This is a genomic window from Nakamurella leprariae, from assembly GCF_016918035.1.
In the GTDB taxonomy this organism is placed as follows: Bacteria; Actinomycetota; Actinomycetes; order Mycobacteriales; family Nakamurellaceae; genus Nakamurella; species Nakamurella leprariae.
The window spans coordinates 110,926-135,192 of the sequence record NZ_JAERWK010000019.1 but is presented as its reverse complement, the minus strand read 5'-3'; the positions used below and the strand labels follow the sequence as shown (position 1 = coordinate 135,192).

Below are 24,267 nucleotides of genomic sequence, written 5' to 3'. Positions count from 1 at the left end.
GCTCCCGGTGCACGCACTCGGCCACCTCCGGGTCGGCCTCGGCCAGCGACGCGTCCAGCCCCGGCCACGGCCGACCCCCACCCGACCCACCCACCCGAACGCCCTCACTCGGCGGGGTACTCACGGTGGAGCCGGCCGCTGCAGCGCTCAGCACTCGATCACGTTCACGGCCAGGCCGCCGCGGGCGGTCTCCTTGTACTTGTCCTGCATGTCGCGTCCGGTGTCTCGCATCGTCCTGATGGCCTGGTCGAGCGTGACGCGGTGGGTGCCGTCTCCGTGGCGGGCCAGCCGGGCGGCGTTGATGGCCTTGACCGACGCGACGGCATTGCGTTCGATGCACGGCACCTGCACCAGGCCCCCCACGGGATCGCAGGTCAACCCGAGGTTGTGCTCGATCCCGACTTCGGCCGCGTTCTCGACCTGCTCGGGCGTGCCGCCGAGCACCTCACACAGTGCCCCGGCCGCCATGGCGCAGGCGCTGCCCACCTCCCCTTGACAACCGACCTCGGCGCCGGAGATCGAGGCATTGACCTTGAACAGGATGCCGATCGCCGCCGCGGTGAGCAGGAACCGCACCACGCCATCGTCGTCCGCACCGGGCACGGACCGGACGTAGTGGTGGAGCACCGCGGGGATGATGCCGGCGGCACCGTTGGTCGGTGCGGTGACGACCCGGCCGCCGGCCGCGTTCTCCTCGTTGACCGCGAGGGCGTACAGGTTGACCCAGTCCATGGTGTCCAGCGGGTCCGTCGAGCGGGCCGCCGCCCGCGCCTGCAGGGCCCGATGCAGCGCGGGGGCGCGGCGGCGGACACCGAGGCCACCAGGGAGGACTCCCTCGCGCTGACAACCCCGGCTCACGCAGTCCTGCATGACCTGCCACAGATGCAGTGCATCGGACCGGATCGTCGCGGGATCCCTCCACATCTGCTCGTTGGCGAGCATCACGTCGCTGATCCGCAGCCCCCGCCGGGAGCAGATGGCGAGCAGCTCCTCGGCGGTCCGGAACGGGTGGGGCACCGTGACGTCGTCGGCGACCAGACGACCCTGCAACAGGGCGCTCTCGTCGACGACGAACCCACCGCCGACCGAGTAGGACGTTCGTTCGGCGACACGGCGGCCGGCGGAGTCGAAGGCGGTGAACCGCATTCCGTTGGGATGAGCGGGCAGCGTGTGATTCCGGTGCAGGATCAGGTCGACCCCCGGATCGAAGCCGATGCGGTGGGCCCCGCCCAGGGCGATCGTGCGATCGGCCCGGACGGCGCTCACCTGGTCGGCGACGGTGTCGACGTCGACCGTGGCCGGGTCCTCCCCGTGCAGGCCGAGGATCACGGCCTCGGCGGACCCGTGCCCGTGACCCGTGGCCCCGAGTGACCCGAACAGCTGGACGCAGACCCGGGCGACGCCGGCCAGCTGATCGGAGGCCTGCAGCTCCCGCACGAACCCGGCGGACGCACGCATCGGCCCGACGGTGTGCGACGACGACGGTCCGATGCCGATGGAATACAGGTCGAAGGCGCTGAGCGTCATGGGATCCGGGTCCCTTCCGGGCCAGGTGTGAGCACCATCGCGTCAGCCGTCGTGATCCAGTTGCGCGGCGTAGCCGGCCGCGTCCAGCAGGTCCGGCGTGATCGGCACGCTCATGGTGAACAACCAGCCGGTGCCGTACGGCTCGGTGTTGACCAGAGCCGGTTCGGCGACGACGGTCTCGTTGCGCTGCAGGACCTCGCCGTCCGCCGGGGCGAAGAGATCGCCGACCGACTTGGTCGACTCGATCTCGCCGCAGACCTGTCCCTGGACGAGGCGAGTGCCTGGCGCGGGCAGTTCGACGTGCACCACTTCGCCGAGAGCATCGGCGGCATAGTGGGTCACGCCCACCACCGCGGTGCCGTCGGCGAGTCTGAGCCACTCGTGGTCGGGCGTGTAGAGCAGGTCGGTCGGGACGGACATCACAGACTCCTGTCGGGTGGCGCGATGGGACCCCGGCGCCGGTGCGCCGGGACCGATCAGCGCGAGCGGACGTAGAAGGGCAGCTCGACGACGTCGAAGGGCTCCGTGGTCCCGCGGACGTCGATGTGCAGCTCGGTACCGACGGGAGCGGTTGCGCCGTCGATCCGGGCCATCGCGATCGGGTACCCGAGGGTGGGTGACGGTGCTCCGCTCGTGATGACCCCCACGGCCGCACCCGACCTGGGGTCCAGCACGCGGTGGCCGGCACGTCCCGCCCGCCGGCCACGGCCACGCAGCCCGACCAACCTGGTGGTCGGCGCGCGATGCGCCGCAGCCAGCAGAGCTTCGGCGCCGACCCAGCCGGTCGGCTTGTCCAGCTTCACGACCCGGCCGAGCCCGACGTCGAAGGGTGTCACCGACCGGGTGAGCTCGTGGCCGTACAGCGGCATCCCCGCCTCCAGGCGCAGCGAGTCGCGGCTGGCCAGTCCGGCAGGCGTCAATCCGAACGAGGTCCCGACGGTCGTCAACGTCGACCAGATGTCGACGGCCGCATCCGGCCGGCAGTAGAGCTCGAAGCCGTCCTCTCCGGTGTAACCCGTCCTGGCGAGCAGCACCTCGTGCGCCGCGATGCGTGCGCGCGTGATGGCGTAGTACCGGAGTGAGGCGAGATCGATCTCCGAACAGCACTGCACGATGGCTGGCGACCGCGGTCCTTGGACAGCCAGCAGTGCCCAGTCCTCGGAGTCGTCGGAGACCAGGCAGCCGCGATCGGCGCATCGGTCGCCGAGTTCCGAGGCGACGACGGTGGCATTCCCGGCGTTCGCGACCACCAGGAACTCCTGCTCGCCGAGCCGGTACACCACCAGGTCGTCGATGATGCCGCCGTCGTCATCGACGATCATGGTGTACGCGGCCCGACCCACGGCCAGCGCTGATGGCCGGCCGACGACGGCACCATCCAGCCGCTGCGCGGAATCTGGTCCTGAAACGCTGATCTCGCCCATGTGCGACAGGTCGAACAAGCCCGCGCGGGTGCGGACGGCGTGGTGTTCGGCGATGTCCGAGCCGTAGCGCAGCGGCATCCTCCACCCCGCGAAGTCGGTGAAGGCACCACCCAGTGCGGTGTGGATCCCGTCCAGGGCAGTGGCACGCACGTCAGCTCCACCGTCGCGAACGGGTCTGCAGCGCCGCGCGTCTCGTGGTCACAGGTCGTGGGGCAGCGGCCTTGAGCATGATGAGATCACCCTCCCCGGAGCGGCAACCCGCTCCAGCGATCGATTGATCTCCCCGCTCTGTCATCGGTGCCTGAGAGTTTCACCGGCCGAGCCGGCTTACACCTTCGGCGCAGGACGTCCGGCGTCCCGACTCTCCAGAGTCGCCTCACCGAGCGGTAGCTGGGCCTGAGAGATTCGTGGGGAGACTTGCTCCTCCGGCGCCCCGGCCTGGGTTCCCAGGACGGGGGCTCTTCCACCCGGTGCGATGGCGCATGATCCAGTTGTGCGGTCAACCTAGCAGCAATGTCGCGCCGGGTCAGCGGTCCCAGTCGGGTACCGGCTCCGGATCGGTCTCGGCGAGCGCGGCCCCGATCATCTCGATCCCCTCGGCATTCTCATCCGCCCAACGATCGACGACACCGACGAGATCGGCCATCTGGGACATCAGGAAGTACAGGCCGCGGGTCGGCGTGGCGCAGCCGAGTTCGGTGAGCAGCGGCCGCAGGTGGACCTCGGTGGCCATCGCATGCTGCGGGTGCACTCCGGTGAGGAGGTGCACCGCGCACACTCCGGCGAGGCCGTTGTTCGGCAGGCGGTCCAGGAAGGCCTTGAGCAGCCCCGTGTACGACCCCTTGTAGGTCGGCGAGGCGACCACGAGCAGGTCGCTGTCGGCCACCTGCTCGGTCAGCTCGGTCATGACCGGACTCGGCCAGTCGAACATGTCCCGCGCGACCGAGGCCAGGTCGATGACCAGGCGGTCCGTGGGACCCAAGCGGGCCTCGAGCACGTCGGCGACCGCGTCCGCGACCTGCAGCGTCCGGGAGCCCGGCCGGGGGTTGCCGACCAGCACCGCGATCCTCATGACCCTCCTCCGCCGCGCCGGCCTCGTGTCCGCCGCGCCGATGATATCGGCGTTGATCGGTCCGCACCGCGGAAGGCTTGCTTCCAGGTCACGCCGTCCGTGTAAGATCCCGACTGACTCCCGAACGCGCCGTGAGACGACGCGTGGTGCCCGACACGGTCGTGGCGGTGGGTCCTTCCTCGGCGGCGCACGCCCGCGCCGTGCCAGGCCTCTCCCAGCCGGCCCCGACGATCGGCGCGCCGTCACGGGTGCAGCTCCCGGCCGTCCAGCGTCCCGGTCCCGGTCCCGGGCGGTCGACGGTCGCACCCGTCACGGACGATGCCGGGCACGCGCGACCGATCCTGCAAGCAGCACAACCCTGTTCGCGCGCTCCAGGCCCGGGGCCCAGCGATCGACGACACACCGGAGGCAACCATGGGCGCGGATCCACGGCAGATGGTGATCGGACTCCTGTTGAACGGGTCTGGCATCCACCAGGCCGCGTGGCGCCGACCCGGCAGCCGGATCGAGGACGCGTACAGCCTGCCGTTCTACCGCGACGCGGCGGCGGCGGCCGAGCGCGCGAAGATCCACCTGCTGTTCCTGGCCGACAGTCCCATCCACAGCCAGGCCCTGTTCCCGGTCCGCCCACTGCGGTACCTCGAGGCGATCACGCTGGCCGGCGCGCTGGCTGCGAGCACCGACCGCATCGGGCTGGTGGCCACCGCATCGACCACGTTCACCGAGCCCTACAACATCGTGCGGCAGCTGAACTCGCTCGATCACCTCTCCGGCGGCCGGGCCGGGTGGAACATGGTGACCTCCTACGGCGGCGCATCGAACTTCTCGCGCGCCGAGATCCTCGACCACTCGATGCGGCACCGCCGGGCGCACGAGTACGCCGACCTGGTCTGCCGGCTGTGGGCCAGCTGGGATGCGGACGCGGTCGTCCTGGACCGGACAGCCGGTGTCTACGGCGACCCCGCCAAGGTGCACCAGGTCAGCTACGACGGCCAGGTCTTCCAGGTCGACGCCATGCTGAACATGCCGCCCGGCCCTCAGGGTCGACCGGTGATCGCCCAGGCCGGCACGTCCGAATCGGGCAAGAACCTGGCCGCCCGGTACGCGGACGTCGTCTACGCCGTGTCGCCCACCCTGCCCGAGGCTCAGGAGTACTACCGGGATCTCAAGTCCCGGACGGTCGCGGCCGGTCGGTCACCGGAGGACATCAAGATCCTGCCCGGCGTCTCGCCGGTGATCGGTGAGTCCGAGGCCGAAGCCCGCGCGATGAACCGAGAGCTCAACGACCTCATCGACTTCGGGATCGGCTTCCAGCAGCTGCAGGAGCTGCTGCCCGGTGTCGACCTGGCGGCCTACGACCTGGACGAGGCGCCACCTGCGGAGGCGTTCCCGGACGTCAGTACCGTCCAGGTGATGCAATCACGCTACGAGGTCTACCGGTACATGGCGGTCGAGGAACGCAGGACGATCCGCCAGATGATCGAGTTCAACTGCACGGCCGGCGGTCACCACTCCCCGGTCGGAGCGGTCGAACAGGTGGCCGACGAACTCGAGCACCGCTTCCGCAACGGCGGCGGCGACGGCTACAACATCTCGGCGCTGTACATGCCCGAGGGCATCAACCGGATCACCGACATGCTGGTCCCAGAGCTGCAGCGGCGCGGCCTGTTCCGCACCGAGTACGCCGACGGGACCCTGCGGGACAACCTCGGCCTGTCGCCGGTGGCGGTACCCCGGTGACCACGTCCTCCCATCCGTGTGTCGTCATCACCGACTGCGATCACGGCGACATCTTGATCGAGCAGCAGGTGGCCGACCAGGCAGGGGTCACGGTGCAGTTGGCCCAGGTCCGCACACCGGTGCAGGTCATCGAGGCCGCGGCCGGCGCTGATGCCGTCCTGGTCCAGTACGCCGGCATCGACGCGCAGGTGATCGACGCCCTCCCACGACTGCGGGGTGTCAGCCGGTACGGCGTCGGCGTGGACACCGTCGACGTGGCCGCCGCGACCGCCCGCGGCGTGGTGGTCTGCAACGTGCCCGACTACGGCACCGAGGACGTCTCGGACCACGCGATCGCGTTGACGATGACGGTGGAGCGAGGCACCGCGGCACTGGCCGCCGGCCTGCGGGCCGGGCGCACCGACCTCGCGGCGGTCAAGCCGCTGCACCGGGTGACCGGACGCCGGTTCGGGGTCGTCGGGTTCGGCGCCATCGGTCGGGCCACGGCCCGCAAGGCGCGGGGCCTGGGGTACGAGGTCGTTGCGGCAGACCCGACCCTGAGCATCGGGACGACCGTCGCAGACGTCCCGGTCGTCACGCTCGACGAGCTCGTCGCCACGTCGGCGGTGGTCTCCCTGCACGTTCCGCTCGGCCCGGCGACGCGTCACCTCATCGACGCGTCACGGCTGGCCCGGATGCGGTCGGACGCCGTGCTCGTCAACACCTGTCGCGGCGAGGTGGTCGACACCGAGGCGCTGGTGGCGGCGCTGCGGAACGGGGTGATCCGCGGCGCCGGACTCGACGTCACCGATCCGGAGCCGCTGCCGGCCGGTCACCCGCTGCTCCAACTGTCCCAGGTGGTGGTCACCCCACACGCAGCCTGGTACTCCGAGGAGTCGTTCGTCGAACTCAAGCGCCGCGCGATGCAGCATGCGGTGGCCGCGGCCCTGGGCCAGGTGCCCGCCCACGTGGTGAACCCGGCGGCACTGTCGACCGGTCGGCGGTGGCCACGATGACCTCCCCCTTCGACCTCACGGGCCGGACCGCCCTGGTCACCGGCGGCGGCCGCGGCATCGGCCGCGGCATCACCCTCGGACTGTTGCGGGCCGGGGCCGACGTCATCGTCGGTGCCCGCACCCGCCCGGACGACCAGCTGTTCGAGGCCGCCGAGCGGGTCGGACGCGAAGTGCACTGGCTCCGAGCCGATCTGGCGGCGCCGGCCGGAGCGACGGAGCTGGCCAGGGCGGCAGAGGCTCACCGTCCGGTGGACGTCCTCGTCGCCAACGCCGGCACCCAGGAACGGTTCCCGGCCGCCGTCTTCCCGACGGAGGCGTTCGACCGGGTACTGCAGGTCAATCTGCGGTCGGTGTTCGAGCTGTGCCGGGACATCGGCGCGGCCATGCTGAGCCGCGGGTCGGGCCGCATCGTGACCGTGGCCTCGTTGCTGAGCTTCCAGGGCGGGCTGACCGTGCCGGCGTACGCCGCCTCCAAGGGCGCCGTGCTGCAGCTGACCAAGGCCCTGTGCAACGAATGGGCCGGCCGAGGCGTGAACGTCAACGCCGTGGTGCCCGGATACATGGACACCGAGATGAACACCACCCTGCTGGCCGATCCCGTCCGGCGGCGGCAGATCGATGACCGGATCCCGGCCGGCCGGTGGGGCACCCCCGACGACATCGCGGGCGCGGTCGTCTATCTCGCGTCCCCGGCGGCAGCCTATGTGCACGGGGTCGCCCTACCCGTCGACGGAGGTTGGTTGGCGCGATGAGCGTGCTCAGCGAGATCCAGGGGCAACGACCCCACAGTCCGATGGCCGCCCCGGCCGAGAGAGGGAACACGACGATCATGTCGAACGCGGGCCTGCCCGGTCACGTCGCCGGCACCGGGGTGGTCGCCATCCTCCGGAGCTCCGACGCCAGGCACGTGGAACGGGTGGCACACACCCTGGTCGAGGACGGCATCACCGGGATCGAACTCACCCTGACCGTGCCCGGAGCGCTGGACCTGGTGCCGCGGCTGCGCGCGGCCTTCGGCCCGGCCGCCGACATCGGCGTCGGCACGGTGACCTCGGTGCGTGAGCTGGAGGCCGCGGTCCACGCCGGTGCCCAGTTCGTCGTCTCCCCCACCTGGCAGCCGGAGGCTGCCGTGGCGGCGACCGAACTGCACGTCCCGTTCTGCCCCGGCGTCTTCAGCCCGACCGAGGCCCTGGAGGCGTGGCAGGCCGGCGTGGCCGCGGTCAAGCTGTTCCCGGCGTCCACGGTCGGCCCGGGTTACCTGCGGCAGCTGCTCGGCCCCATCCCGGATCTCGCCGTCATCCCCACCGGCGGTGTCGAGATCGACGACGTGGAGCAGTGGCTGCGCGCCGGGGCGGTCGGCGTCGGCCTGGGCGGGCCGCTGCTGGGCGCTGCGCTGGCGACCGGCGACGTCTCGGAGTTGCACCACCGCGCCGAGCGGCTGCTGGCTGCCGTGGCCCGAGGACGGCAGGCATGACGCCCCCGGCTCCCGCGTCGCCCAAGGTCGTCACCTTCGGCGAGACGATGGCACTGGTCGACGCGACCACCATCGGTCCGTTCTTCCGAGGCGCCCAGACCGTGCTGAGCCATGGCGGCGCCGAATCCAACCTCGCCATCGCCCTGGCGCGGCTCAACGTGCCCGTCGCGTGGATCGGCTGCCTCGGCGAGGACTCCCTCGGTGACCTGGTGGCCCGGGAGATCACCGCCGAGGGCGTCCAGGCCCACATCCGCCGGGTGCCGGACGCTCCGACCGGGCTCATGCTCAAGGAGCCCCGCACCGTCCAGCACACCAAGGTCTGGTACTACCGCAAGGGCAGCGCCGGCTCCCAGCTCGCCGAGACCGACCTGGATCCGCATCTGATCGTGGGCGCCGACGTGCTGCACGTCACCGGCATCACGCCCGCGCTCAGCGAGAGCGCCGCCGCGGCGGTCACGGCCGCCTGCACCTTCGCGCGCCGCGCGGGCACGCTGGTCTCGCTCGATGTCAACTACCGGTCCCGCCTGTGGTCGCGGGACGAGGCGGGCACCGCGCTGCGGGCGCTGATGCCGCTCGTGGACATCGTCTTCGCCGGGCTCGACGAAGCGGCGCTGCTGCTGGGCGCCGAGCTGCCCCCGACGGTCGCGGTGCGCGCGCTGGCCGACCTGGGCCCGTCCGAGGTGCTGCTCAAGCGCGGGTCCCGAGGCGGCATCGCCTTCGAGAACGGCACCTCGCTGAGCGTGCCGGCCCGTCCCGTGCGCGTCCTGGACCCGGTCGGCGCGGGCGATGCCTTTGCCGCCGGGTACCTCTACGAACGGCTGCGCGGAACCGACCTGGCCGGACGGCTGAGCACCGCGGTGATCTCAGGTGCGTTCGCCTGCCTGGGCCGAGGCGACTGGGAGAGCATGCCCCGCGAACACGAGCTGTCGCTGCTGGAGTCCGTCGAGGACGTGATGCGGTGAGCGCCGCTGACCCCACCCACCCGGACGACGGAGCCGAACGAACCGCGAGAGGGACGACCACCATGGAGATCCGACACGCCACGCACCCCCGCGACTTCGCGGCCTACGGGCCGGACCGGGTCCGCGAGCAGTTCCTGGTCCAGTCGCTGTTCCGCGACGGCGAGATCACCACCGTGTACACCCACCATGACCGGATGGTCATCGGTGGCGCCGTGCCCACCCCCGGCGCTCCCCTGACCCTGGACGCTCCGGACCCGTTGCGGGCCGAGTACTTCTGCCAGCGGCGTGAACTCGCCGTGGTCGGCATCTCCGGCAGCGCCGAGGTGACCGTGGACGGCACCACCTACCCGGTCGGCCCGCGGGACATCCTGTACGTCGGGCGCGGCGCTCGCGACATCACGTTCGCCGCCGGTCCGGCCGGCAGCGCCACGGACGGCGCAGCTCCGGTGCTGTACCTGGTGTCCGCGCCGGCGCACGCCGAGTACCCGACGGCGCTGGTGCCGGTCGGCGAGTCGCTCACCACCGAGGCCGGCGACCAGGCGCACGGCAACCTGCGCACCGTGCACAAGCACATCCACCTGGACGGGGTGCGCAGCTGTCAGCTGGTGGTCGGCATCACCGCCCCTCAGGACGGCAACGTCTGGAACAGCATGCCCTGCCACCTGCACGACCGGCGCACCGAGATCTACCTCTACTTCGACCTTCCGGCAACGGAGCGGGTGATCCATGTGATGGGCGAGCCGCAGGCGACCCGCTCACTGGTGGTGGCCGACCGCGAGGCGGTGATCTCCCCGAGCTGGTCGGTGCACTTCGGTTCGGGCAGCACCAACTACGCCTTCGTCTGGGCCATGGCGGGCGAGAACCAGGAGTTCACCGACATGGACCAGATCGCGGTGGCCGACCTGCGGTGACTGCCTCTCGCGCCCACCGGTCCCGGTCCCTGCCGGGTGACCGCAGCCCTTCGACCCGAGGACGGACATGACAGCCGGGGAGCGGACCGACGAACGACAGATGATCCTGGGCATCATGGCCGGCGGCGGCGGGAGCCACCGCGCGGCCTGGCGGCGACCCCAGAGCAACGTCGAGAACGCGTACGGCCTGAAGTTCTACCAGGACGTGGCCCAGGAGCTGGAGCGCGCCAAGGTGCACTTCATCTTCTTCGCCGACAGCGTCCACTACGACGAGAAGCTCGTCGAGGTCCGCGCGCTGCGGTTCCTCGAGGCGATCACCCTGGCCGCTGGCGTGATGGGCAGCACCGAACGGCTCGGGCTGGCCTTCACCGCATCCACCACCTTCTCGGCGCCCTACACGATCGCCCGCCAGCTGGCCTCCCTGGACCACCTCTCGGGCGGACGGGCGGGGTGGAACATCGTCACGTCCTTCGCCGGCGCCGAGCACTACCACGGCGACGGGCTCCCGCCGCACTCCGTGCGGCACGCCAAGGCGCTCGAGTTCATGGACATCGTCACCTACCTGTGGGACAGCTGGGACCCGGACGCGCTCAAGCGGGATCGGGTGTCCGGCCGCTGGGCCGATCCCACCCAGATCCACCCGCGGCGGTTCACCGGTGAGTTCTTCGACGTCAGCGGTCCGCTGAACATGCCGTCGCCGCCGCAGGGCCGGCCGGTGCTGTTCCAGGCCGGGACCTCGGACTCCGGCAAGAACCTGGCCGCCGCGCACGCCGACGCGGTGTACACGGTGGTGCCCACGCTCGCCGAGGCACAGGCGTACTACGCCGATCTCAAGTCCCGGACCGCCGCTCGCGGCCGTGACCCGGAGAGCATCAAGATGCTCTCCGGGTGCATCCCGATCGTCGGGGAGACCGAGCGGGAGGCCCAGGAGATCCTCGCCGAACTCAACAGCCTGATCAACTTCGAGTCGGGCCTGCGCGAGCTCAAGGGGATCCTGGTCGGTGTCCCGGTGGACGACTTCGAGCTGGACGACGTCATCCCGGCCGAGAAGTTCCCGCCCATCGCCTCGGTGCAGACGATGCAGTCGCGGTACGAGGTGTACCGGACGATGTCGCTCGAGCGCGGCTGGTCGATCCGACGCATGATCGAGCACGACGCGTTCGGCGGTGGGCACTTCACGCCGGTCGGCTCGGCCGCCAAGGTGGCCGACATGCTCGAGGAGCGGTTCCGGCAGCGCGGCTGCGACGGGTACCTGTTCATGGGTGCCTACGCACCCGAGGGCACGCAACGGATCTGCCGGCTGCTGGTCCCGGAACTGCAGGAGCGCGGCCTGTTCCGGACCGAGTACCAGGGCACGACGCTGCGGGAGAACATGGGCCTACCGGAGATCACCGCCGCCCAACGGGAAGCCAGCCGCGCGAAGCTGGGGCCGCGCCCGCGCTGTGCCCAACCGCCCCGCTGCACCCCCGCGGGGCCTGCCGGATCTTGGATCCGGCAGGCCCGTCGGTGTTCCTGCGGCGATGGCGGCGGGCCGACACGGTCACGAACCGCGCGATCAGTACTCCAGGAACATCTTCTGGATCTCCGTCGCATCGACCGCGACCGTCAGGGCCAGCATCAGCAGCACCCGGGCCTTCCACGGCGAGTGGTCCCCGGACGCGACGATCCCGCGGACCGCCAGACGGTGCCAGGCGGTGACCCGGCCGGTCGGGACCCGAGAGGCCTGCACCACCACGATGCCGGCTGCGACCGCGCGGTCCAGCGCTGCGTTCTCGACCGGCGAACCGGTCGTGCCGGCACCGGCGGCGATGATCCCCCGCGCCCCGGCGGCGACCAGGGCGTCGATCTGCGTCGGCTGGGCCCCGTAGTAACTGACCACGATGTCGACCCGGGGCAACGGAGTTCCCGCGGCGACGCGGAACACGCTGTCCATCGTGTGCCGGTACTGCGACCGGTGGTGGAACACCACCTGGCCGTCCATGTCGACCAGTCCCAGCGGGCCGACGACGGCGCTGCTGAACGACTGCACCTCGGTCGTGGAGGTCTTGCTGACGGTCCGGGCCTCGTGGATCTGGTTGTTCATCACCACCAGCACACCGCGGCTGCGTGACTCGGGCGCCGCGGCCACCCGCACGGCGTTCAGCAGGTTCAGCGACCCGTCGCTGCTCAGGCCCGACGCGGGCCGCATCGCGCCGACGAGCACCACCGGACAGGTGACCTTGAGTGTCAGGTGCAGGAACCAGGCCAGTTCCTCCAGCGTGTTGGTGCCGTGCGTGACCACGATGCCGTCGGCTCCGTCCGCCACCGCCTCGGTGATGCGGTCGTGCAGCCGACACCAGTCGTCCACCGACATCGTGTCGACGCCGATGCGATCGAAGGTCACACCCTCGACCGTGGCGATGTCGAACAGTTCCGGGACGCGAGCCAGCATCTCGTCGGTGGGCAGGAACTGGCGTCGCTGGCCGTACTCGACCATGTCCAGCCGGTCGGCTCCCAGCGAGTCGATGCTGCCCCCGGCGGCGATCAGGGTGATGCGGGGAAAGGTGCTCACTCGGAAACTCCCGGGTCAGGTCCGTGCACAGGCACGGGGCGGTGCGGCCGGCTCCCTGAGTTCCGGGAGCCGGCCGCCGTCTCGGTGCCGGACGACTCCGCCCAGTCCGGGCGAGCGCCGACGGTCGTTGATGCTCAGGCGGTCCAGGACATCTCGTACGCACGGATGTAGGTGTCGGCGCGGCCCGGCCAGTTGAGCCCGTTGGCGACGGCATTCACCTGCGGCCGCGGCCACAGGTACACGGCGAGCGCCTTGTCGTACAGGATCTCGGTGACCTCGGCGATGAGCTCGAGCTGCGTCGCCTCGTCGGGTGCGTCCTGCAGGGCGATGACCGCTTGGTCGAGCGCCGCCGGCACCTGCCCCCAGGTGTAGATACCGGCACTCTGGACGAAGTTGAGCAGCTCGGTGCTGCTGATCGAGGAGGACCCGAAGCCCTGGTAGATCATGTCCGGCGCAGTGTCCTTGGTGCGCTGGTACTCGGCCCAGATGTTGCCGGGGATCGTCTGGGTCTTCAGGGTGATGCCCACCTCGGACAGCTGCGCGGCGATGATCTGTGACGCCTCGGAGGCCGACACGAAGTTGCTGACCTCCGGCACCGCCATCTCCAGGGCGAGGCCGTTGCCGTAGCCGGCGTCGGCCAGCAGTTCGCGAGCCCGCTCCGGGTCGTACGGCCAGCTCTCCCGGTCCTCGTCGTAGCCCGAGAACCCGGGACCCATCAGCTGGGTGCTCAGTGGCTCGACGAGCCCCTGGTACAGGGATTCGGTGATGGCCTGCTTGTCGATGGCGTAGTTGATCGCCTGGCGCACCCGGACGTCGGCGGTGGCCTCGTGGTCCAGGTTGAACCGGATGATGTGGTGGCCGGAGGAGACCACCGGGATCACCGTGATGTTCCCCGAGCTCTCCAGTTGCGGGACGTCGATCGGCGCGACCGTGGCGACCGCGTCCAGCTCACCGGCCTGCAGCGCGGCCAGCTTGGTGGCGGCGTTGGCGTACACCCGGTAGTTGGCGTACTGGATGGGAGCCGGTTCGCCGTAGTAGTTCTCGTTCCGGACGAGTTCGACGACCCCGTCGGTGGACCAGCTGACCAGATCGTAGACGCCGGACGGGTTGGCCGCGGTGGCCGGGTTGTTGGCCTCGGCCCAGGTCGGATCGAGGAAGTAGATCCAGCTGAGCCGGCGCGGCAGGTCGACGAACGGGGACGAAGTCGTGATCACGACCGTGGTCGCGTCCGGCGCGGTGACGCTCTCGATCTTGTCGATGCCCGTGGCGCCCGGCAGCGCATTGGACTCGTCGAGCATCCGCTCCATGTTCCAGACCACGGTGTTCGCGTCGAGCGGGGCGCCGTCGACGAACGTGGCGCCCTCCACCAGGGTGAAGGTCCACTCGGTGGGCGACGTCTGCTCCCAGTCCGTGGCCAGGTCGCCGACCAGTTCGCTGTCGGCGTTGAAACGGGTGAGGCTGGAGTAGATCTGGCTCATGATCGTCAGGTCGGTGCTGGCGCCTCGAGCCACCCCGGGATCGAGGGTCAGCAGCGGGTCGATCGCGATGTTGACGGTGTCGCGGTCCGCGGTCCCGGTGGAGCCCGACGAGCTGGACGCACTGGACCCGGAGGTGCCCGTGGATCCGGAATCGCCGCCACCACAGGCGGACAGCAGCAACCCGGCCGCCGTGACAGCGGCGAGGGCCCGGAGCAGGCGAGCGGGTAGTTTCATGACACCCTTTCATTGACGAGCGGATCAACGACGAGCGGACGAGCGCAGCGAGTGACCCGGAGGATCGGGACGATCGCCCCGCCGGTGCATCCGACCGGCGTTCGCGGCGGCGATGGGGCGAGGACGCACGACCGATCGAGCGGTGCCGGCGTCGAACGCCTGGCTCCGCGCGCGGGGGCACCTCGGGGAAGTCGGAGCGGCGGACGGTGTCCGGGCCCTCCGTGGCGACGTCTTACGTCGCTGGTCGGGGACAGTACCAACGCGACCGGGTGGCGGCCACCGCTGTGTGTTACGAGTGCGAAACAGGTCCGTCCGGGCCGACTGCCCCCCGATCAGGTCCGGCCGCACCGGGGCATGGCCATCCGGTTCAGCCGCGGCGCTCCCGCGGCGGAACCACCAGGTTCGGCGACGGGGCACCGGCGGCGAACGCCTCGATCTGCTCGCGCAGCACCCGGTGCATCCGCGGCGGCCCGGCGGTCGAGAACCCACCGACGTGCGGCGCGATGATGACGCCCGGCTCGTGCCAGAGGGGATGGTCGGCCGGCAGGGGCTCCGGATCGGTGACGTCCAGGGCCGCCTCGACGCGTCCGCTGCGCACCGCGGCGAGCAGGTCGTCGGTGACCACCAGCGGCCCCCGAGCCACGTTGACCAGCAGCGCGCCGTCCGGCATCGCGGCCAGGAACCGGGCATCGACCAGACCGGTGGTCTCGGGCGTCTGCGGAGCGATCAGGATCACGACCTGGTGGTCCGGCAACAGGTCGAACAGCTCGCTCGCGGCGTGGACGTGGCCGCGCTCGTCGTCCCGGGCCGTGGTGCCGACCCTGGTCACGGTCACCTCGAAGGGCACCAGGCGATCGTGGATGGCGCTGCCGATGCTGCCGGCGCCGACGACGAGCACGGAGCGGTCGGCCAGGGACGGCCGCCGCTCGCTGCGCCACCGTCCCTCGGCGGCGTTGCGGATCCACCGGTCGATGCCGCGGAGCTTGGCCAGCACCAGCGTGACGGCGAACTCGGCGGTGCTGGTCGCGTGGGCGCCGCGGGCGTTGGCCAGCCCCACCCCGTCCGGGAGCAGGTCGGCCACACCCTCGTACCCGGCGGTCATCACCTGGACCAGCCGGAGCTCGGGAAGGGTTGTCAACAAAGACTTCTCGATGTTCGGTGCCGGATACGGCCACAGCACCATGCCGATCCGGGCCGCGTCGTCGGCGCCGAGGACGTCGGCCGCCGGTGACTGCAGATCCCAGACCCGGTACTCGTGACCGTCCGGTGCGTCACCGACTCCATCGAGCACGTCCTGACGCGGCACGGTGACGATCACCGGTCCTCGACCGGACCGGGTACGGGTGTCGCTCGACGCGGGCAGCGGAGTACTGGCGGAAGGTGGATTGGGAGACATGGCGGTGCACAGTACTGATCGCCCGCGAACCGACCACCCGGACACACGTCGCTCGGCGGGTCCTCGCGGTCGTGGGTCCGACCTGCCGGGCGTCGGCGCAGTCCGGTCTGCCGCCACGGCCGAGCGGAGCATTGCCTCGGACCCGGGCGTCGGGCAGAATCGCCGGACCAGTCGCGGTGATCGTCGGCGCAGTGACCGCCGGTCGCCCGTAACTGGGCTGTAACACCTGTCGGTCAAGCTGACGGCATCCGGTCGTTCGCGACCGGGTCACGACGTGAGACGTCGTGACGTCCGTGACACCCACCACGGGCCGCCCGATCACCGTGCAGGACGATCACCGTCGTGGTCGCGTCGCGCCCTGCGCACGCAGCCCACCGGTCCGGCGTCCGCGACGCCCCGGGCCCTGCGACGGAGACGCCGCCTGCCGCGTTCCCACCCCGTGTTGTCCCCGCATCCACGCCGTCGGCGTGGGTGACCGATGCCGCGCATCATCACCTCTCGCCGAACGGAGTCCGCAACGTGGTCCTTCAGCACCCGGCTCCGCCGGCCACCGCGGCGCCCCCCACGCCGTCGCCGCTGACGCGCCGGGACGTCCTGCGCACCACGCTCCGCTCACCGGTCACGCTCCGCTTCGTGGTCACCCGGGTCCTCGCCGGCATCGTCGCCGTCTGGGGTGCGGTGTCCATCGTGTTCCTGATGATCATGGCGACCGGCAACCCGGCCCAGGTGATGGCCTCCGAAGAGGCGACCCAGGAGGAGATCGACCGCATCGCCCGGCTCTACGGGTTCGACCGGCCGATCTTCGTGCAGTACCTGCTCTTCCTGCGCAATCTGGTGACCGGTGAGTTCCCCAACTCGCTGTACACCGACGAACCGGCGTTCTCGGTGGTGCTGGCCCGCGTGCCCGCCACCCTGCTGCTGTCGGTGACCGGCGTCGCCCTCGGCTCCGTCGTCGGACTGCTGGTCGGATACTGGTGCGCCACCAGCCGCTTCCGACTGGCTCGCGTGGTGCCGATGAAACTGCTGATGGTGCTGCAGTCCACGCCCAGCTTCCTGCTCGGCCTGCTGCTCATCCTGTTCTTCGCCGTGACCTGGAAGCTGCTGCCCACCAGCGGCATGGGTTCGTGGAAGAACCTGGTCATGCCCGCGGTCACGCTGGCCGCCTACGTGGCGCCGGCCGTCGCGCGGCTGTTCCGATCGACCATCAGGGAGATGGAGGTCGAGGAGCACGTCGCCACCGCCACCGCGAAGGGCCTGCGACCGCGGACGGTCCGACGGCGCCACATCGCGGTGAACGCGCTCGGACCGGTGATCGCCCTGATCGGGATGCAGGTCGGCGGCATCCTGGGTGGTGCGGTGATCACCGAGCAGGTCTTCGCCTGGCCCGGTGTCGGCCAGCTGCTGGTCAATGCGGTGAACACGCGAGACTTCCCGGTCGCTCTGGCCGGCGTCATCCTCATCTGCGTCGGGTTCGTGGTGGCCAGCCTGGTCGTCGACCTCGTCGTGGCGATCATCAACCCGAGGAGCCGCGCATGAGCGCCGGATCGTCCCTGAAGCTCGCGCTCGCCGCCGAGGGCGGTTCGCCGGAGGCAGCACGGCCCGGGCGCACCCGGGCCCGGCGGCCGTGGGGCGCGATGATCGCCGGCGCGGTGTTCCTGATCATCGTGCTGGGCACCGTGCTGGCGCCGCTCATCGCCCCGTACGAGCCGAACCAGCAGAACCTGCGGGACATGCTCGAGCCACCCAGTGGCACCCATTGGTTCGGCACCGACGTGCTCGGTTACGACATCTTCACCCGGGTCCTGCACGGCGGCGGCCCGCCGTTGCTGGTGGGCGTCTCCGCGGTGCTGGTGGCGATGATCATCGGAGTGATCGCCGGGATCGCCGCGGGGAGCCGCGGCGGGTGGCTGGACAACCTGCTGGGCCGCATCGCCGACATCCAGATGTCCATCCCCGGTCTCATCCTGGCCCTGCTGGTGCTCGTGCTGTTCGGCACCAACCTGCAGAACGTGATCATCGTGATCGCGATCGAGTCCTGGCCGCTGCACTTCCGGGTGGTCCGCAGTCATGTGCAATCCGTGTCCCAGCACACGTACGTGGAGGCATCACGGCTGGCCGGCATGGGCTGGCGCCGAACGATGATCCGGCACATCGCGCCCAGCGCCCTACCCCTGCTCGCCGTCACCGGCACCGTCAACTTCGCCGGAGCGGTGCTCACCGAGGCGTCATTGAGCTACCTCGGTATGGGCGTGCAACCACCCACCGCCGACTGGGGCGTGATGATCTCGGACGGGCAGACACAGCTGGGTGCGGCCTGGTGGATCTCGGTGTTCCCAGGGTCGGCTCTGCTCGCGCTGCTGCTGTCCACCCAGGTGATCGGCGACTACCTGGCCGATCGGTTCTCGGTCGCCAGTGATTGAGCGCCGACCGTCCCCGCCCGCCACCCTCGGCACTGATCCCGACACCGGGAGCACCACCGCAGGAAGGGAAGCGTCCGTGGAGCCGTTGCTGCAGATCTCCGGCCTGGAGATCGACATCCCGACCCGTCGCGGCACCGTGCACGCGGTCCGGGGTCTCGACCTCGACATCGCCCGCGGTGAGATCGTCGGACTGGTCGGCGAATCCGGTTCCGGCAAGTCGATGACGGCGATGGCCGTGGTCGGCCTGCTGCCACCGGCCGCGCGGATCACCGCGGGCACCATCTCACTCGGCGGCCGGAGCATCATCGACGCCCGCCACCAGGATCTGCAGCAGGTCCGCCGGCACGACGTGGGCGTGGTGTTCCAGGCGCCCATGAAGGCGCTGAACCCGCGGATGATGGTCGGCACCCAGCTCCGCGAGGCGCTGCTGCGCGCGGAGCGGCCGAACCTGCGCGCCGCCATGGTCCGGTCGCTGGAACTGCTGGACGCGGTCGGGATCAATCGACCGATGGAACGTCTGCGGCAGTACCCGCATGAGCTCTCCGGCGGCCTCGCGCAGCGAGTCGTGATCGCCCTGGCGCTGGCCCGTCATCCCCGCCTGCTGATCGCCGACGAACCGACCACCGCACTCGACGTCAGCGTGCAGGCCCAGATCCTCGATCTGCTGGACCACCTGCGCAGCACTCTCGATCTCGCCGTGCTGCTGGTCAGCCACGACCTGGACGTGATCCGCGATCGGGCCGACCGGGTCAACGTCATCAACCTCGGCCGCATCGTGGAGCGCGGACCGACCCTGGACGTGATCGACCGACCGCAGCACGAGTACACGCAGAGCCTGGTCGCCGCCATGCCGAGCCTGGCCCGCCGCCGCGATCTCGCCCTGGTCGGACTGCACCGGCCGAGCGGCGCGGCCGCGGCGGACGGCGCCGGCGCGGGCGGCACCGGGGACGCACCGGTCGCCGACCTGGACGACGGCCGTCCGGTCGACACCCCGGTCGACCAGGACCTGGTCCCGATCGCCGAGGCGATCGACGTGCACAAGGCGTTCGCGTTGCCCGGCGGGCGACTGCCGTGGCGCCCGGCCCACCGGCGCACCGCGGTGGAGGGCGTCTCGGTGTCCATCCGTCCCGGGGAGTCGCTCGGCATCGTCGGCGAATCGGGATCCGGCAAGACGACGCTCGCCCGGATGCTCGTAGGCCTGGCCGAACCCGACTCGGGTGAGATCCGTTTCGACGGCCGGCCGGTCACCGCTCTGGACCGCGAGGCACGGACCACCTGGCGCCGCGACGTGCAGTTCGTGTTCCAGGACAGCACCTCCGCGCTCGATCCCCGCCGGACCGTGGCCGACAGCATCGGCGAGCCGATGCTGGCCGCCGGTGTGCCAGCGACCGAACGGCACCGGCGGGTCGTCGAACTGCTCGGCGAGGTCGGCCTGGCCGAGCACTTCGGCGAGCGGCGACCGCGGCAGCTCTCCGGTGGACAGCGGCAGCGGGTCGGGATCGCCCGGGCCCTCGCCCTGGATCCGCGGCTGATCGTGGCCGACGAACCCGTCTCGGCGCTGGACGTCTCGGTGCAGGCCACCGTGCTGAACCTGCTCAACCGGCTGCGCCGTCGGCGGAACGTGGCGTACGCCATCATCTCCCACGACCTCGGCGTCATCTCGTACCTGTGCACGACCGTGGTCGTCATGTACCAGGGCAAGGTCGTCGACGCCGGACCGGTCGAACAGGTGCTGACCGAGCCGTCGCACGACTACACCCGCATGCTGCTGGCCGCGGTACCGGGTGCCCGCGGCCGGGTCGCCGTCCCCGAAGTGATCTGAGCGTCCCACTTCCCGCACTCCTGCCCATGGCGCGCCGACCGGTGCGTCCACTCCCATCCGATCGGAGCATGCAGCATGACGGGCCCGGCCCCCCACTACGACGTGGACTCGATCCTGGACGCCACCCTCACCCCCAGCGCGGGACCGGCTCGCGTGATCAGCGGCGAGCCCACCGCGGCGTCCCGGACGCTGCACCGTGCCGACGGCGTCGAGATCGGCATCTGGGAGGTGACCCCGGGCGAGTTCCACTCCACCAAGACCGGTCTCACCGAGTTCATGCACTTCGTGTCGGGCGCCGGTGTGATCGAGCACGCCGACGGGACGGTCACCCGGATCGCGCCGGGCGCCGTCCTGCACGTGCTCGACGGATGGTCGGGCATCTGGCGGGTGACCGAGACGGCCCGGAAGTGCTACACGGTCGATCGCCGACCGGGCATGGCCGGATGAGCATGCTCGCCATCACCAACGCGACCGTGCTGACCGGCACCGGACAGATCATCGAGGGCGGCGACGTGCTGGTCGACGGCACCCGGATCGCCGCGGTCGGTGCCGGACTGGCCGTTCCGGACGGCGCCACCGTGATCGACGGCACCGGCCGCTGGGTCACGCCCGGACTGATCGACGTGCACACCCACATCTCGGTCAAGGCCGAGCCGGCCTGGACGCCCAGCGTCAGTGACGTCACCGAGATCACCAGTCCCATCACCCCGGCGGTGCGGGCGCTCGATGCGCTCAACCCGGCCGACGCCGCGATCCCGGTCGTCCGGGCGGCCGGGTTCACGACGGTGTGCGCGCTGCCCGGCTCCGGCAACGTCATCGGTGGGCAGAACGTCGTGTTCAAGACCCGCGAGGCCACCACCGTGCACGACCTGGTCCTCGACGCGCCGGTGCAGATCAAGTTCGCGTTGGGCGAGAACCCCAAGCGGATCCACGGTATCCAGCAGAACAAGACGCCGCTGACCCGGATGGGCACCGCCGCCATGCTCCGGGAGACACTGACCCGGGCCCGGACCTACTCGGACCGACTGCTGGCGGCCGAGCGCGGTTCCGCCGCACCCGATCCCGATTTCCAGCTCGAGCCGCTGGTGCCGGTGGTGCGCGGCGAGCGGACCTGCCGCATCCACTCACACCGTGCCGACGACATCGTCACCGCCACGCGCATCGCCGAGGAGTTCGGGCTGCGCTTCGTGATCGACCACGCCACCGAGTCGTGGAAGATCGCCGACTTCCTCGCCGAGCGTGGCGTCACCTGCATCGTCGGGCCCCTGGACATGGCGCCGGAGAAGCAGGAGACCTGGAACGCGCGGCTCGACACCGCCGTCCTGCTCGAGCGGGCCGGGGTCCGGTTCTGCCTCACCCAGGACTCCCGCAGCGGTACCCGGTTCCTGCCGTTCTTCGTGGGGGCGGCCATCGCCCGCGGACTTCCGCTGGACGCGGCCCTGCGGGCGGTCACCTCGACCGCCGCGCAGGTCCTCGGCATCGACGACCGGACCGGCTCGATCGAGGTGGGCAAGGACGCCGACCTCGCCCTGTTCAGCGGCCACCCCTTCAGCAGCCTGTCCGTGTGCGAGCACACGGTGATCGACGGCGTGGTTCATGCCAACCGACCGGACGACCGGCCCCGACCGGCGGAGAGGAACCGATGATCTCGCAGGAACAGCGGCGGATCATGTACCGCGGCCTGGCCACCAAAGGCCGGCTGGCGGTCGACGCCGAGGAGCTGGCCAGCATCGACGCGAGGCTGGCCGAGGACCCGCTGGACTACTACCTCTGGACGGCCCGCGCCGTGGTGTGCGGCAGCACCGACGAGGCGATCCGGTGCTACTCGATCGCCCTGGGGATCCAGCCGCTCGCGTCCCACAGCCGGTACAACCGCGGCCGGAAGTACATGGGTCAGGACCGGTTCGAGGAGGGCCTGGCCGACCTGCGGACCGCCACCGCACTCGATCCGGACGACGGCTGGAAGTGGCACTTCCAGGGCGTGGCCCTGTACTTCCTGGAGCGGTACGACGAGGCGATCGCATCGTTCGAGACGGCCATCGAGGTCAACCAGCGCAACGAGGAGCCGCTGCTGCCGTTCGAGGTGGACTGGCTGTGGAACTGCCATCACCAGGCGGGTGATCGCGAGGCCGCCGACCGGTGCCTCACCCTGGTCGGGCCGGACACCCCCGTGGTCGACACCGAGGCGACCTACAAGCGCCGCATCCTGTTGTACCGAGGGCTGCTCGATGAGCAGGACTACCTCGGCGGCATCGACCGTGCCGACGTCGCCGAGGCCGGCAACCAGCTGTACGGGCTGGCCAATCACCGCTTCCGCCAGCTCGGCGACGTCGAGGGTTCGGTGCAACTGCTGCGACAGGTGCTCGACCTCGACCCGGCGAAGTCAGGTTGGGGCCGCAAGATGGCCGCCCGGGACCTTCCGCTGCGGGTCGCGCTGCGCGGCGGTGCGAGCTGATGGACCGCGAGAAGACCTGGGAGCAGATCAAGCGGATCGGCTACGGCAGCGGTCCCGCCAAGGGGTACGTCTGGATGGACCAGGAGGAAGAGGCGCGGATCGACGCCCGGCTCGCCGAGCATCCCGCCGACCGCTCCCTGCTGACGGCCAAGGGCATCCTGAATCTGAACTGGGACCCGGACGTCGCCGCCGAGTGCTTCAGCCGCGCGCTGGCCGTCCAGCCGTTCGACGCCCACCAGCACTACAACCGAGGACGTGTCTACCTGAACACGTTCCGGCGCTCCGAGGCCCTGGCCGCCTTGGAGCTGGCGGTGCGCCTGGACGCCGAGGACAACTGGAAGTGGCACTTCCTCGGGGTGGCGCGGTACCTGCTGCGCGACTACGAGGTGGCACTCGGACACTTCCGCACGGCGATGACGGTCGCCGCCCGGCACGACGACGACCTGATCAGTTGCGAGATCGACTGGATGTGGCTGTGTCTGGTCCACCTCGGTCGTCCGGACGAAGCGGCCCGGGTGGTGGCCACGGTGACACCGGAGACCAAGGTGGTGCCGGTGATCGGTGACGACGAGGGGTACCGGGACATCTGCCTGCTGCTGAACGGCACGATCCCGGTCGACGAGTACGTCGCGCGCATCGATCCCGGCGGGGAGGGTGGCAGCTACGGGGCACTGTTCGCGGTCGCCCGGTACCACTACCACCTCGAGCGCGACATCCCCACGGCCCTGGAGTACTTGCACAGGGTCCTCAGCCTGCCGGATCCGCCCGACGACCGCGGCAACGGGATCCTGTCCCGGCAGAAGGGCTGGGGCTACCAGCTGGCGCTGCACGACCGGGACGAGTGGGAGCGGGCCGCGGCCGCGCTCGGCGGTCCGGCTCCGACCACCAGCACGACACCACCCGCAGCGAGCGGGAACTAGGGAGACGCAGCATGGACAGGGATGCGAGCCGTCGGCAGATGCTCGAAATCGCCTACGGCGGTGGACCGGCCAAGGGCTACATCTGGATGGAGCCCGAGGAGGAGACCAAGGTCGATGCCGCCCTGAGCTCGGATCCGGGCAACCGGTCGCTGCTGACCGCCAAGGCCATCCTCAACTTCAACCACGACGCCGAGGTCGCCATCGAGTACTTCTCCCGGGCGCTGGTGCTGGATCCCTTCGACGCGCATCAGTACTACAACCGAGGCCGCAAGTACCTCAACACCGGTCGCACCGCCGAAGGCATCGCCGACCTCACGCTGTCCGTGCGGTTGGACGCCGAGGACAACTGGAAGTGGCACTACCTCGGCGTCGGTCACTACCTGCGACGCGACTACCGCACCGCCATCGAACTGTTCGAGAAGGCCGACGAGGTCTCCGCTCGGCACGACCGGGACCTGATCAGTTGTGAGGCCGACTGGATCTGGACGGCTGCGGCCCACCTCGGCGACATGGAGCGCGCCCGGGCGGCCGTCGCCGGCATCACTGCCGACACCCTCGTCGTCCCGGTGATCGGTGACGACGAGGGCTACCGGGACATCTGCCTGCTGCTCAACGGCACCATGTCGCCCGAGCAGTTCCTCGACACGGTCGGACCGGACAACGAGGGCGGCGCCGTCAACGGCCTGTACGCGCTGGCCAAGTACTTCCATTACGTCGAAGGCGACGACCATCAGGCCAGGGCCTTCCTCGACCGCATCCTGGCGGACACCGCTGCCAAGGGATGGGGACTACGACTGGCCCGGATGGACGCCGAGGACGACTGGGGACGTGGATCCCGGACGCATCCCGCGCCGGGCTGACCGATCAGCACCGTCGAGCGGACGGT

Annotated in this window: 21 protein-coding genes, 1 pseudogene and 2 riboswitches; of the genes and pseudogenes, 15 read left to right on the top strand and 7 right to left on the bottom strand. The window is 70.6% G+C overall.

Annotated features, from left to right (window positions below; genetic code table 11):
- Window positions 1–147: 147 nt before the first annotated feature.
- The 4 genes from JL106_RS14940 to JL106_RS14925 all read right to left on the bottom strand — a co-directional run bounded on the left by JL106_RS14940 (window position 148) and on the right by JL106_RS14925 (window position 4,023).
- Complete coding sequence (locus JL106_RS14940; protein ID WP_205261531.1) at window positions 148–1,527, bottom strand: L-serine ammonia-lyase; 1,380 nt, start codon at window positions 1,525–1,527, stop codon at window positions 148–150.
- Between the two features lie 42 nt (window positions 1,528–1,569).
- A complete protein-coding gene (gcvH, locus tag JL106_RS14935) occupies window positions 1,570–1,947 on the bottom strand; it encodes a glycine cleavage system protein GcvH (protein WP_205261530.1) in 378 nt (125 codons plus the stop codon).
- Between the two features lie 56 nt (window positions 1,948–2,003).
- A complete protein-coding gene (gcvT, locus tag JL106_RS14930; RefSeq protein ID WP_205261529.1) occupies window positions 2,004–3,101 on the bottom strand; it encodes a glycine cleavage system aminomethyltransferase GcvT in 1,098 nt (365 codons plus the stop codon).
- A gap of 128 nt (window positions 3,102–3,229) precedes the next feature.
- Window positions 3,230–3,325: riboswitch (glycine riboswitch) on the bottom strand.
- Window positions 3,326–3,427: riboswitch (glycine riboswitch) on the bottom strand. It lies immediately after the preceding riboswitch.
- A 50-nt stretch (window positions 3,428–3,477) separates the two neighbouring features.
- Window positions 3,478–4,023 (bottom strand): NADPH-dependent FMN reductase, encoded by a 546-nt coding sequence (locus JL106_RS14925; RefSeq protein WP_205261528.1) that lies wholly within the window; start codon window positions 4,021–4,023, stop codon window positions 3,478–3,480.
- A gap of 435 nt (window positions 4,024–4,458) precedes the next feature.
- Here JL106_RS14925 and JL106_RS14920 point away from each other — a divergent pair, with 435 nt between their 5' ends.
- From JL106_RS14920 to JL106_RS22595, 7 genes and pseudogenes are all read left to right on the top strand, one after another.
- Window positions 4,459–5,763, top strand: coding sequence for an NtaA/DmoA family FMN-dependent monooxygenase (locus tag JL106_RS14920; RefSeq protein WP_205261527.1), 1,305 nt, complete (start codon window positions 4,459–4,461; stop codon window positions 5,761–5,763).
- Window positions 5,760–6,758, top strand: a complete 999-nt coding sequence (locus JL106_RS14915; RefSeq protein WP_205261526.1) for a C-terminal binding protein — start codon at window positions 5,760–5,762, stop codon at window positions 6,756–6,758. The genes JL106_RS14920 and JL106_RS14915 overlap by 4 nt, the downstream gene beginning before the upstream one ends.
- The gene (locus JL106_RS14910) at window positions 6,755–7,510 is read left to right on the top strand and encodes an SDR family oxidoreductase (RefSeq protein ID WP_205261525.1); all 756 of its coding nucleotides are present in this window, start codon (window positions 6,755–6,757) and stop codon (window positions 7,508–7,510) included. Before JL106_RS14915 ends, JL106_RS14910 begins: the two co-directional genes overlap by 4 nt.
- A gap of 77 nt (window positions 7,511–7,587) precedes the next feature.
- Window positions 7,588–8,232: a bifunctional 4-hydroxy-2-oxoglutarate aldolase/2-dehydro-3-deoxy-phosphogluconate aldolase gene (locus JL106_RS14905; protein WP_205261524.1), complete on the top strand. Its 645-nt coding sequence runs from the start codon at window positions 7,588–7,590 to the stop codon at window positions 8,230–8,232.
- A complete protein-coding gene (locus tag JL106_RS14900) occupies window positions 8,229–9,194 on the top strand; it encodes a sugar kinase (protein WP_205261523.1) in 966 nt (321 codons plus the stop codon). Before JL106_RS14905 ends, JL106_RS14900 begins: the two co-directional genes overlap by 4 nt.
- Before the next feature lie 62 nt (window positions 9,195–9,256).
- A complete protein-coding gene (gene kduI, locus JL106_RS14895) occupies window positions 9,257–10,105 on the top strand; it encodes a 5-dehydro-4-deoxy-D-glucuronate isomerase (RefSeq protein ID WP_205261522.1) in 849 nt (282 codons plus the stop codon).
- A 67-nt stretch (window positions 10,106–10,172) separates the two neighbouring features.
- A pseudogene (locus tag JL106_RS22595) lies at window positions 10,173–11,465 on the top strand (NtaA/DmoA family FMN-dependent monooxygenase); the annotation flags it as partial.
- Between the two features lie 195 nt (window positions 11,466–11,660).
- On the opposite strand, the gene JL106_RS22590 reads toward JL106_RS22595, so the two are convergent.
- The 3 genes from JL106_RS22590 to JL106_RS14880 form a co-directional block, all read right to left on the bottom strand.
- Window positions 11,661–12,581 (bottom strand): asparaginase, encoded by a 921-nt coding sequence (locus tag JL106_RS22590; RefSeq protein WP_407940175.1) that lies wholly within the window; start codon window positions 12,579–12,581, stop codon window positions 11,661–11,663.
- Between the two features lie 209 nt (window positions 12,582–12,790).
- Window positions 12,791–14,368, bottom strand: a complete 1,578-nt coding sequence (locus tag JL106_RS14885; RefSeq protein ID WP_205261520.1) for an ABC transporter substrate-binding protein — start codon at window positions 14,366–14,368, stop codon at window positions 12,791–12,793.
- 367 nt (window positions 14,369–14,735) lie between these two features.
- On the bottom strand, window positions 14,736–15,686 hold the full coding sequence (locus JL106_RS14880; RefSeq protein WP_205261519.1) for a 2-hydroxyacid dehydrogenase: 951 nt from the start codon (window positions 15,684–15,686) through the stop codon (window positions 14,736–14,738).
- A 597-nt stretch (window positions 15,687–16,283) separates the two neighbouring features.
- On the opposite strand from JL106_RS14880, the gene JL106_RS14875 reads away from it, so the two are divergent.
- The 8 genes from JL106_RS14875 (at window position 16,284) to JL106_RS14840 (ending at window position 24,241) form a co-directional block, all read left to right on the top strand.
- Window positions 16,284–17,300: an ABC transporter permease gene (locus tag JL106_RS14875; RefSeq protein ID WP_205261518.1), complete on the top strand. Its 1,017-nt coding sequence runs from the start codon at window positions 16,284–16,286 to the stop codon at window positions 17,298–17,300.
- Window positions 17,297–18,184 (top strand): ABC transporter permease, encoded by an 888-nt coding sequence (locus tag JL106_RS14870; RefSeq protein ID WP_205261517.1) that lies wholly within the window; start codon window positions 17,297–17,299, stop codon window positions 18,182–18,184. Before JL106_RS14875 ends, JL106_RS14870 begins: the two co-directional genes overlap by 4 nt.
- 76 nt (window positions 18,185–18,260) lie before the next feature.
- Window positions 18,261–20,006 carry a dipeptide ABC transporter ATP-binding protein gene (locus tag JL106_RS14865; RefSeq protein ID WP_205261516.1) on the top strand — a complete coding sequence of 582 codons (1,746 nt, stop codon included), beginning with the start codon at window positions 18,261–18,263 and terminating at the stop codon, window positions 20,004–20,006.
- A 75-nt stretch (window positions 20,007–20,081) separates the two neighbouring features.
- On the top strand, window positions 20,082–20,453 hold the full coding sequence (locus tag JL106_RS14860) for a cupin domain-containing protein (protein WP_205261515.1): 372 nt from the start codon (window positions 20,082–20,084) through the stop codon (window positions 20,451–20,453).
- A complete protein-coding gene (locus tag JL106_RS14855; RefSeq protein ID WP_205261514.1) occupies window positions 20,450–21,652 on the top strand; it encodes an amidohydrolase in 1,203 nt (400 codons plus the stop codon). Before JL106_RS14860 ends, JL106_RS14855 begins: the two co-directional genes overlap by 4 nt.
- Window positions 21,649–22,461: a tetratricopeptide repeat protein gene (locus JL106_RS14850; protein WP_205261513.1), complete on the top strand. Its 813-nt coding sequence runs from the start codon at window positions 21,649–21,651 to the stop codon at window positions 22,459–22,461. The genes JL106_RS14855 and JL106_RS14850 overlap by 4 nt, the downstream gene beginning before the upstream one ends.
- Window positions 22,461–23,381, top strand: a complete 921-nt coding sequence (locus JL106_RS14845; RefSeq protein ID WP_205261512.1) for a tetratricopeptide repeat protein — start codon at window positions 22,461–22,463, stop codon at window positions 23,379–23,381. Before JL106_RS14850 ends, JL106_RS14845 begins: the two co-directional genes overlap by 1 nt.
- A gap of 11 nt (window positions 23,382–23,392) precedes the next feature.
- Entirely contained in the window at window positions 23,393–24,241 is an 849-nt protein-coding gene (locus tag JL106_RS14840; protein WP_205261511.1) for a tetratricopeptide repeat protein, read from the top strand.
- Window positions 24,242–24,267: the final 26 nt, after the last annotated feature.

Coding starts and splice junctions, on each gene's coding strand:
- JL106_RS14940 (WP_205261531.1), bottom strand. CDS start 1,527: ATGACGCTCAGCGCCTTCGACCTGTATTCCATCGGCATCGGACCGTCG.
- gcvH (WP_205261530.1), bottom strand. CDS start 1,947: ATGTCCGTCCCGACCGACCTGCTCTACACGCCCGACCACGAGTGGCTC.
- JL106_RS14925 (WP_205261528.1), bottom strand. CDS start 4,023: ATGAGGATCGCGGTGCTGGTCGGCAACCCCCGGCCGGGCTCCCGGACG.
- JL106_RS14920 (WP_205261527.1), top strand. CDS start 4,459: ATGGTGATCGGACTCCTGTTGAACGGGTCTGGCATCCACCAGGCCGCG.
- JL106_RS14910 (WP_205261525.1), top strand. CDS start 6,755: ATGACCTCCCCCTTCGACCTCACGGGCCGGACCGCCCTGGTCACCGGC.
- JL106_RS14905 (WP_205261524.1), top strand. CDS start 7,588: ATGTCGAACGCGGGCCTGCCCGGTCACGTCGCCGGCACCGGGGTGGTC.
- JL106_RS14900 (WP_205261523.1), top strand. CDS start 8,229: ATGACGCCCCCGGCTCCCGCGTCGCCCAAGGTCGTCACCTTCGGCGAG.
- kduI (WP_205261522.1), top strand. CDS start 9,257: ATGGAGATCCGACACGCCACGCACCCCCGCGACTTCGCGGCCTACGGG.
- JL106_RS22590 (WP_407940175.1), bottom strand. CDS start 12,581: ATGGTCGAGTACGGCCAGCGACGCCAGTTCCTGCCCACCGACGAGATG.
- JL106_RS14885 (WP_205261520.1), bottom strand. CDS start 14,368: ATGAAACTACCCGCTCGCCTGCTCCGGGCCCTCGCCGCTGTCACGGCG.
- JL106_RS14870 (WP_205261517.1), top strand. CDS start 17,297: ATGAGCGCCGGATCGTCCCTGAAGCTCGCGCTCGCCGCCGAGGGCGGT.
- JL106_RS14860 (WP_205261515.1), top strand. CDS start 20,082: ATGACGGGCCCGGCCCCCCACTACGACGTGGACTCGATCCTGGACGCC.
- JL106_RS14855 (WP_205261514.1), top strand. CDS start 20,450: ATGAGCATGCTCGCCATCACCAACGCGACCGTGCTGACCGGCACCGGA.
- JL106_RS14850 (WP_205261513.1), top strand. CDS start 21,649: ATGATCTCGCAGGAACAGCGGCGGATCATGTACCGCGGCCTGGCCACC.
- JL106_RS14845 (WP_205261512.1), top strand. CDS start 22,461: ATGGACCGCGAGAAGACCTGGGAGCAGATCAAGCGGATCGGCTACGGC.
- JL106_RS14840 (WP_205261511.1), top strand. CDS start 23,393: ATGGACAGGGATGCGAGCCGTCGGCAGATGCTCGAAATCGCCTACGGC.